Origin of the sequence: Corallococcus sp. 4LFB (genome assembly GCF_046520365.1) — a bacterium.
Classification (GTDB): domain Bacteria; phylum Myxococcota; class Myxococcia; order Myxococcales; family Myxococcaceae; genus Corallococcus; species Corallococcus caeni.
In genome coordinates, this window is record NZ_JBKGHJ010000367.1 from 1 (window position 1) to 8,956 (window position 8,956).

At 71.7% G+C, this 8,956-nt stretch carries 5 protein-coding genes and 2 pseudogenes; 1 reads left to right on the plus strand and 6 read right to left on the minus strand.

Annotated features, from left to right (window positions below):
* Both ACLEQD_RS30480 and ACLEQD_RS30485 read right to left on the minus strand, forming a co-directional pair.
* A pseudogene (locus ACLEQD_RS30480) lies at positions 1 to 220 on the minus strand (alkaline phosphatase); the annotation flags it as partial.
* Positions 221 to 386: 166 nt separating this feature from the next.
* Entirely contained in the window at positions 387 to 881 is a 495-nt protein-coding gene (locus ACLEQD_RS30485) for a hypothetical protein (protein ID WP_410388920.1), read from the minus strand.
* A 203-nt stretch (positions 882 to 1,084) separates the two neighbouring features.
* Between ACLEQD_RS30485 and ACLEQD_RS30490 the strand changes: the two genes are divergently transcribed.
* A complete protein-coding gene (locus ACLEQD_RS30490) occupies positions 1,085 to 2,413 on the plus strand; it encodes a porin (RefSeq protein ID WP_410388922.1) in 1,329 nt (442 codons plus the stop codon).
* 1 nt (position 2,414) lies between these two features.
* Here ACLEQD_RS30490 and ACLEQD_RS30495 read toward each other — a convergent pair whose 3' ends face one another.
* The 4 genes and pseudogenes from ACLEQD_RS30495 to hmgA all read right to left on the minus strand — a co-directional run bounded on the left by ACLEQD_RS30495 (position 2,415) and on the right by hmgA (position 8,762).
* Positions 2,415 to 4,973: a polynucleotide kinase-phosphatase gene (locus ACLEQD_RS30495; protein WP_410388924.1), complete on the minus strand. Its 2,559-nt coding sequence runs from the start codon at positions 4,971 to 4,973 to the stop codon at positions 2,415 to 2,417.
* A 91-nt stretch (positions 4,974 to 5,064) separates the two neighbouring features.
* Positions 5,065 to 6,369, minus strand: a pseudogene (locus ACLEQD_RS30500) (3' terminal RNA ribose 2'-O-methyltransferase Hen1); the annotation flags it as partial.
* 81 nt (positions 6,370 to 6,450) lie between these two features.
* Positions 6,451 to 7,455, minus strand: a complete 1,005-nt coding sequence (locus ACLEQD_RS30505) for a fumarylacetoacetate hydrolase family protein (protein WP_410388926.1) — start codon at positions 7,453 to 7,455, stop codon at positions 6,451 to 6,453.
* The gene (gene hmgA / locus ACLEQD_RS30510) at positions 7,452 to 8,762 is read right to left on the minus strand and encodes a homogentisate 1,2-dioxygenase (RefSeq protein ID WP_410388928.1); all 1,311 of its coding nucleotides are present in this window, start codon (positions 8,760 to 8,762) and stop codon (positions 7,452 to 7,454) included. Before hmgA ends, ACLEQD_RS30505 begins: the two co-directional genes overlap by 4 nt.
* Positions 8,763 to 8,956: the final 194 nt, after the last annotated feature.

Below are 8,956 nucleotides of genomic sequence, written 5' to 3' on the forward strand. Positions count from 1 at the left end.
CCCGCCGCGCCTCACCGGCGCGCGAGGGGGAGCGGATCTCCGCGGAGAGCACCGGCTTGGACGCGGCGCCCGTGCGCGGGGCCGTGTCGAAGCCGTCCTGCATCCGCTGGGCGACGGCGGTCTTCACCGCGTTGGGCTTCGCGGGGGCGGGCGCCTTCACCGGCTGCGCGCTCACGGAGGACGGAGTGGGACGCGAACCGGGCTTTCCAATCGAGGTCATGTCGCTTCTCGCGGGTGACGGGGACACCCGGTGCGGGCCCGGCGGACGGCTGCCGGAGAGCGGAGGAATGCCGCCCGAAGGGATTGTCGCCAAAGCGTGACGCCGGTTGCCTCGACCTCGCTGATTCCGGTCCAACCCCGCGAAATGACTCGGCCGGGAGGACGGCTCAGAGGGGAAGCTGGGCGCCGTCCAGGGAGAGCACGCACTGGGGGACGGCCCAGGGCTCTTCGGGATCGGACAGGACGCCCAGGTAGGCGCCGGGCACGACATGCCCGGTGGTCCCGATGGCGACCTTTGCCCGCAGGGAGACCCGTGCGGTGGGGCCCGCCGCGTGCCGGGGGACGACGTCCAGCGCGAGCTCGCGGGCCGTGAGCACTCCCCTGCTGTGCACCGAGCCGACGATGGCCGCGTTCTCCACGCGCGCCCAGGTCAACCGGGCGCGGCGAAGCTGTTCGGCCTGTTTCTGGCGCCGACGCTCGTGCTCCGCGCCTTCTCTTCCCAGGAGGCGCACAGCGTTGAGCAGCGCCGCCAGGCCACAGAGGCCAATGCCCACGCCGACGGCGGAGTGGCCGGTCCGGTAGGCGAAGACACCGAGCCCTACGGCGAGCAGTCCGAAAATCAGGTTGTTCTCGGTCCGCGAGGAGGGTCCCTGGCCCCCCATGATGGATGCTGGCGTGATGCCGGGGGCATGTCACAGGCGTGTGACACGAACCGCTCGTTCCTGTGACAGGACGGAGGCACCGGTAACGGTGTGGCAACAACGGCGGGCGGTGTGTGGCGGAGGGCTGCTCCCTTCGGTAACGGGAGCGCCACATCGGGACCGGGCGGGTCCCTCCCCGTTCCCCGCCCGGCTCCCACGCACCCATGACCCTCGCCTCGTCCCACCGCTCCGTCCTTCAGGCCCTGCTGGCTGGTACCGCGCTCCTCTTCTCCTCCTCCGCCCTGGCGCTGGCCCAGGAGACTCCGCCCGAGTCTGTGCCCGTGGGGGAGGCTCCGCCGCCCGCGGAAGCCCCCTCGCCGGTGCCTCCCGCCGTCGCGCCGCCCCCGGAGGAGGAGAAGAAGAAGGACAAGCCCTGGTACGAGACGCTGCGCCTCCGGGGCTACTCGCAGGTCCGCTACAACCGGCTGCCCAGCTTCCGGGTGAACGACTCGCTCATCAACGAGCAGGGGGACCGCTTCCTGGGCAAGGACACCGGCTTCGGCATCCGCCGCGCGCGGCTGGTCATCTCCGGGGACGTGCACCCGCACGTGTCCGTGTACCTGCAGCCGGACTTCGCCTCCGTCATCGGGGACCAGTACAACGTCGCCATCATGCGGGACTGGTACGCGGACATCTTCGTCGACTCGGCGAAGGAGTTCCGCTTCCGCGTGGGCCAGTCCAAGGTGCCCTTCGGCTTCGAGAACCTCCAGTCCAGCCAGAACCGTCTGGCATTGGACCGCAACGACGCCATCAACAGCGCGCTGAAGGACGAGCGCGACCTGGGCGTGTTCTTCTACTGGGCGCCCGCGCACATCCGCGAGCGCTTCAAGTTCCTCGTCGACAGCGGCCTCAAGGGCTCCGGCGACTACGGCGTCGTGGGCCTGGGGGTCTTCAACGGCCAGGCGGCCAACCGCGCCGAGCGCAACAACAGCCCGCACGGCGTCGCGCGCGTCACCTGGCCCTTCCTCTTCGGCTCCCAGTACGTGGAGGTCGGCGCCGGTGCCTACTACGGCCGCTTCAACCTGAGCGCGGCCCCGCGCGAGGGCGCGGCCTATGCGCTCGCGCGCGGCAACAACCTGGTGGATGCGCGCGCCATCGTCAGCCTGACCGTCTACCCGCAGCCCCTGGGCTTCCAGGCGGAATACAACGTGGGGCGGGGCCCGTCGCTGGGGACGGGGCCGGACGAGTCGCTGCTCATCGACAGCCGGAACCTGCAGGGCGGCTACGCGCAGCTCATGTACAAGCTGGACGGCGTGGTGGGCGTGTCGCTCATCCCCTATGTTCGCGGCACCCTCTACAAGGGCGGCAAGAAGTTCGAGACCAACGCCCCGCGCTATGACGTGCGCGAGCTGGAGCTGGGCGCGGAGTGGCAGGTGTGGAAGGCCCTGGAGCTGACGGCCGCCTACGTCATCGCCAACCGCACCTCGTCGCGCTACCCGTATGAACAGGAGCAGGGGCACGTGACGCGCCTCCAGCTCCAGTTCAATTACTGAATCAGAGCCGCGGATCCACGGGCTCGCTCTCCAGGGCGAGCACGCCGAAGACGCACTCGTGCACGCGGCGGAGCGAGTCCTTCTTCGTGAAGCGCTCCAGTCCCTCCACGCCCAGCGCGAACTCACGCAGCGCGAGCGAGCGCTTGGTGGACAGGCCTCGCTGGCGCAGCCGGTCCAGGTTCGCGGGCGCGGTGTACTCCGGGCCGTAGATGATGCGCAGGTACTCCGGGCCCCGCGACTTGATGGCGGGCTGCACCACGCCCCGCCGCCCGCGCACCGCGAAGCCCAGGGGCTTCACCACCATGCCCTCGCCGCCGCGCGCGGTGAGCTCCTCCCACCACCGCACGCCGCCGGCCACCGCGTCCGCGTCCTCCAGCGCGACGACGCGGTAGGGCGTGGCCATGAGGAAGGACGGGTCCGCGCGGCACACGCGCGCCAGCGTCTCCATGTGCCAGACATGGTCCTTGTCCACGTGGGTCGCGCCCTCCGTGGCCAGCAGGTGGAACGGCGCCAGCCGCACGTCGTCCAGCGACGTCACCGGCCAGCAGTAGCGCCGGTACGCCTCCACGTAGCGCTGCACGTGGGACGCCTTGTCCGTGAAGCGCGTGGACAGCTCGCCCAGCGGCAGCCCCCGCGCCGTGGCCTGACCCAGCACCGCCACCACGTCCTTCAGCGCCGCGCGCGAGGCCGCGCCCACGGCGGCGTACGGGTCACGCAGCAGCTCCTGGGCCTTGAGCGACCAGGGCATCAGCTCGCAGTCCAGGCAGGCCCAGTCCGTCTTCAGCTCCTCCCAGAACCCGGACGCGTCCAGCGCCGCCCGGACGCGGGCGAGGAACGCGGCCTCCAGGGCCTCGTCGGTGAAGAAGCGCCGGCCCGTGCGCGTGTAGCAGACGCCCGTCTCACCGCTAGTGACGCCGAAGCGCCGTCGCGCGGCCTCCGCGTCGCGCGCGATGACGACGACGGCGCGCGAGCCCATGTGCTTCTCCTCGCAGACGACCTGGGCCACGCCCTCCTTGCGGTAGTAGTCGAACGCCTCCTGGGGATGCTCCAGGAAGCCGGGCCGGTCGCTCGTCTCCGACGGGGACATGGTGGGCGGCAGGTAGATGAGCCAGCGCGGGTCCATGGCGAAGCGGCTCATCGCCTCCAGCGCGGCGGTGGTGTTCTCCTCGCGCAGGGTGACGTGCGTGGCCAGCCGCGTGGAGATGACGCGCTTGCCCCGGACGTCCTCCAGGTCCAGCACGTCATCCGCCTGCTGCTGCGCGCTCAGGCCCGACGGGGCGGGGGCGCCCAGCGGCTTCACCGCCTCGCAGTACGCGCGCAGGGCGGGCACGGACACCAGCTCCCGCTCCGGGTAGCGCAGGGCGGTGAGCTGGCCGCCGTAGACGCAGCCGGTGTCCACGCACAGCGTGTTGTTGACCCACTCGGCCTCCAGCACGGGCTGGTGGCCGTACACCACCGACGCGCGGCCCCGGTACTCCGCCGCCCAGTTGAAGCGCACCGGAAAGCCGTACTCGTCCGTCTCGCCCGTCGTCTCCCCGTACAGGGCGAAGGCGCGCACCCGGCCGGAGCCCCGGCCCTGCATGCTCTCCTTCATGCCCGCGTGCGCCACCACCAGGCGCCCGTCGTCCAGCACGTAGTGGGACACGAGCCCGTCGATGAACTTCGCCACCCGCTGGTGGAACTCCGGCGGCTCCTTCTCCAGCTGCTCCAGCGTCTGGGCCATGCCGTGGGACACGTTGACCTTGCCGCCGCGCAGCTTGCGCAGCAGCTTCATCTCGTGGTTGCCCGGCACGCACAGCGCGGTGCCGGCCTCCACCATGTCCATCACCAGCCGCAGCACGCCCGGGATGTCCGGGCCGCGGTCCACCAGGTCGCCCAGGAAGACGGCCCTGCGGCCCTCCGGTGGGCGCACGTCGAAGCCCGGCGTGCCGTCCGCGCGCGGATGCACCGCGTAGCCCAGCTTCGTGAGCAGGGCCTCCAGTTCCTCGCGGCAGCCGTGGATGTCGCCGATGATGTCGAACGGCCCGCGCTCGTGCTTGAGGTTGCACCAGAGCGGCTGACGCTCCAGCACGACGGTGTCGATGGCGTCCGGCTTGAGGACGTGGAGGTGGCGGAAGCCCTCGCGCTCCAGACCGCGCATCGAGCGATGCAGCTGGGACACCTGGTTGCGCACGAAGCGGGAGCTGGCGGCGCGGTCCGGCCGCTGCTGGTTGCGCTCGATGCAGGTGCGCTCCGGCACGTCCAGCACCAGCGCCACGGGCAGCACGTGGTACTCGCGCGCCAGCTCCACGAAGGCCTTGCGGGACTCCGGCTGCACGTTGGTGGCGTCCACCACGGTGAGCAGGCCCCGCGCCAGCCGCTTCGCGGCGACGTAGCGCAGCGTCTCGAAGGCGTCCTTCGTCGCCTCCTGGTTGTTCTCGTCGTCGGACACGAAGCCCCGGTAGGTGTCCGAGGAGAGCACCTCCGTGGGCTTGAAGTGCCGGCGCGCGAAGGTCGTCTTGCCCGAACCGGACGGCCCGATGAGCACCACGAGCGACAGCTCTGGAATGTGGACGTTCATCGCGCGAACACCGCCATCTGCGTCGGCGCGCGACCTCCGCGTCGTGCTCTCCCACGGGCAGCAAGCGCACGGTGTAGCCGAAGCGCTCGCACATGCGGGCCGCCCAGGCCTCGAACTCGGCGCGGGTCCACTCGAAGCGGTGGTCGCGGTGGCGGAAGGTGCCGGCGGGGAGGGAGGTGAAGCGCACGTTGTACTCGGCGTTGGGGGTGGTGAGGAGGATGAGGCCCGGCCGCGTGTGCTCGAACAGCACGCGCTCGAAGGCCGCGAGGCGCGGCAGGTCCAGGTGCTCGATGACCTCGATGACGGTGGCGGCGTCGAAGCCCGCGAGCCGCTGGTCCCGGTAGAACAGCGAGCCGTGCAGCAGCTTCACGCGCTTGCGCTGCAGGTCCGGCATCTTCTCGATGCCGAGCCGGTCCTGGGCGACCTCCAGCGTGCGGTGGGACACGTCCATGCCGACGACCTCCGTGAAGCGCCGGTCCTTCAGGAGGGCCTTGAGCAGCCGCCCCTCGCCGCAGCCCAGGTCCACCACGCGCGCGGCGCCGTGCTCCTGGAGGACGGTCATCACCGTCTGGAGGCGCTGCTCGTTGAGGCTCAGGCGCGACTCCAGCACGGCCTCTTCCGCGTTGCGCGCCTCCTGGCGCTCCTCCGGCTCCGGGGCCTCGTCGCCCGCGAGCCGCTCCAGGGCCTCGCGCGCCAGGCTGTGGCGGTGGCGCAGGTAGCGGCGGGCAATCTGTTCGCGCTCCGGGTGCGCGGCGAGCCAGCCCTCGCCGTGGCGCAGGAGCTTCTCCACCTCCTTGTCGCCGACCCAGTAGTGCTTGTCGTCGTCGAGCACCGGGATGAGGACGTACAGGTGCGAGAGCAGGTCGCCCAGGCGCACGTGGCCCTCCAGCGTCACGGTGAAGTAGCGGCTGTCGCCCCACGCGGGCACGGTCTCATCCAGCGCGTGGCGGGTCGCGGTGACGGTGTACCCCAGCGGCTCGAAGAGGCGGCGCAGGAAGGTCTCACCGCCCCGGCAGGGCAGCACCGACAGGCGCGCGGAGAAGGGCAGGGGTTGCGCGGCCAGCTCCGGCCGGTCCTTGCTGCGTCCCGACAGGGCGGTGCCGAAGACGCGGGACAGCGCCACGCTCATGAAGGACGACGCCACGTAGGGCCGGTCGTTGACGTACTGGTCCAGCGTGCCGCCCTGGCCGCCGGACGACGGCCGGCCACGCACCAGTGCGACCGGATCCACCTCCAGGAGGAGCGCGGCCGTGGTGCGGCCCGCGGAGGCCTCCGGGTAGAAGACGTGCGCCAGTCCGAAGGGAAGCTCGAAGGACTGGGGCCGGTCGGGGTTCTTGTGCAGCAGGTAGCCCAGGTCCGTCGCGGGCGTGTGGGTCGTCGAGAGGGTCAGGAGCATGGAGGCGCGCGTGGATCCTGCTGCGCGCCTGACGCGTGGAACAAGGGGCCCTGACGGAAAAAGGGGGCCCTCCTTCCCCGCCTACTCTCCGACGCCCTGGTCGATGGCGCCGAAGATGCTGTTGCCCGCGTCGTCCCGCATCTCGATGCGCACCCGGTTGCCGCGCTTGAGGAACGGCGTCTTCGGCGCGCCGTCGCGGAGCGTCTCCACCACGCGCACCTCCGCGATGCAGGAGTAGCCCGCGCCGCCGTCCCGCACGGGCTTGCCGGGGCCGCCGTCCGGGCCCCGGTTGGACACCGTGCCGGAGCCCACGATGCTTCCCGCGCACAGCGAGCGCGTCTTCGCCGCGTGCGCCACCAGCGTGCCGAAGTCGAACGTCATGTCCACGCCCGCGTCCGCGCGGCCGAAGGGCTCGCCGTCGAGGAAGACCTCCAGGCGCCGGTGCAGCTTGCCGTCCCGCCACGCGGCCCCCAGCTCGTCCGGCGTCACGAACACCGGCGAGAACGCCGACGCGGGCTTGGACTGGAAGAAGCCGAAGCCCTTCGCCAGCTCCGCCGGAATCAGGTTGCGCAGCGACACGTCGTTGACCAGCCCCACCAGCACGACGGCGCCCAGGGCCTGCTCGCGCGTGGCGCCCAGCGGCACGTCGCGCGTCACCACCACGACCTCGCCCTCCAGGTCGCAGCCCCACGACTCGTCCGCGAGCGGGATGGGCTGGCACGGCCCCAGGAAGCCGTCGGAGCCGCCCTGGTACATCAGCGGATCCGTCCAGAAGGAGGGCGGCAGCTCCGCGCCGCGCGCCTTGCGCACCAGCTCCACGTGGTTCACGTACGCGGAGCCGTCCGCCCACTGGTAGGCGCGGGGCAGGGGGGCCGCGCACCAGGTGGGGTTGAAGCGCTCCGACGGGAGCTCCCCGCGCTCCAGCCGCTCCGACAGCGCGCGCAGGGCCGGCGCGTGGCGCTCCCAGTCATCCAGCGCGGCCTGGAGGGTGGGCGCGATGGCGGAGGCCTCCGCGTACCGGGAGAGGTCCTTCGTCACGACGACCAGCCGGCCGTCCCGCCCCACGTCGAGCGACGCGAGCTTCATGGCTGACCGCCTCCCGTGGACGGCACCTTGGCCTTGGGCAGGTCCGCCCAGCAGGCGTCGTAGTCCGCCTGGAGGGCGGGGCTCTCCATCGCCTGGCGCGTGGGCGCGATGACCCAGCGGGTCTCGAACATGAACGCGAGCGTGTTGTCGATCTTCTTCGGCGTCAGCTCCGCGGCGACGGCCGCCTCGTAGGTCTTCCGGTCCGGGCCGTGGGCGCTCATGCAGTTGTGCAGCGACGCGCCTCCGGGCAGGAACGCGTCCGCCTTGGCGTCGTAGACGCCGTGCACCAGCCCCATCAGCTCGCTCATCACGTTGCGGTGGAACCAGGGCGGCCGGAAGGTGTGCTCCGCCACCATCCACCGGGGCGGGAAGATGACGAAGTCGCAGTTCGCCGTTCCCGGCGTGTCGCTGGGCGACGTGAGCACCGTGAAGATGGATGGATCCGGGTGGTCGAAGCTCACCGTGTTGACGGTGTTGAAGCGCGCCAGGTCGTACGTGTACGGCACGTAGTTGCCGTGCCACGCGACGACGTTGAAGGGCGAGTGGTCCAGCGTCGTCTCCCAGAGGTTCCCCTGGAACTTCTGCACCACGCGCGTGGGGCGCTCCACGTCCTCGTAGGCCGCGCTCGGGGCCACGAAGTCGCGCGGGTTCGCCAGCCCGTTGGAGCCGATGGGGCCCAGCTCCGGCAGCCGGAACGCCGCGCCGTAGTTCTCGCAGACGTAGCCGCGCGCGGGCCCGCCGGGCAGCTCCACCCGCATGCGCATGCCGCGCGGGATGATGGCGACGTGGCCGGGCGGCACCTCCAGCACGCCCAGCTCCGTGACGATGCGCAGCGTCCCGGACTGCGGGACGATGAGCAGCTCGCCGTCCGCGTTGAAGAACGCCGTGTCCGTCATGGACGCCGTCGCGGCGTAGAGGTGCACCGCCGCGCCCGCGCCCTCCGCCGGGGAGCCGTTGCCGCCCAGCGTGAAGAGGCCCTCCAGGAAGGTGGTGGGCGCCGTGGGCATGGGCGCCGGGCTCCAGCGCAGCCGGTTGGGCGACGGAGGCACCTCCCGGAACGGCCCGCTGCGCAGCGCGCGGGACTCCACGGGCCGGTACGCCGGGTGGCCCGCGCTGGGCCGCAGCCGGTACATCCACGTGCGCCGGTTCACGCCGCGCGGCGCGGTGAACGCGGTGCCGGAGAGCTGCTCGGCGTAGAGGCCGAAGGCGACGCGCTGGGGCGTGTTCTGGCCCACTGGAAGCGCACCGGCGACAGCCTCCGATGCGTGCTCATTCCCAAAGCCTGTCAGGTGGCGGACGTTTTCCATGGCGCCCGAAATAGTAACAGATGTAACCAATGCGGCAAGGCTCAGGGGGCGGGCTCGAGGGCCCGGATGGCGGCGCGCTCCACGCGCTCCAGCAGCGAGCGCAGCAGCGAGCGTTCAGCGGGTGACAGCTCCGCGAGCACCTCCGCCTCCGCTTCGAGCGCGGCCGGGGCCACGCGCCGGTAGAGCCCGCGGCC

Coding starts and splice junctions, on each gene's coding strand:
- ACLEQD_RS30485 (WP_410388920.1), bottom strand. CDS start 881: ATGGGGGGCCAGGGACCCTCCTCGCGGACCGAGAACAACCTGATTTTC.
- ACLEQD_RS30490 (WP_410388922.1), top strand. CDS start 1,085: ATGACCCTCGCCTCGTCCCACCGCTCCGTCCTTCAGGCCCTGCTGGCT.
- ACLEQD_RS30495 (WP_410388924.1), bottom strand. CDS start 4,973: ATGAACGTCCACATTCCAGAGCTGTCGCTCGTGGTGCTCATCGGGCCG.
- ACLEQD_RS30505 (WP_410388926.1), bottom strand. CDS start 7,455: ATGAAGCTCGCGTCGCTCGACGTGGGGCGGGACGGCCGGCTGGTCGTC.
- hmgA (WP_410388928.1), bottom strand. CDS start 8,762: ATGGAAAACGTCCGCCACCTGACAGGCTTTGGGAATGAGCACGCATCG.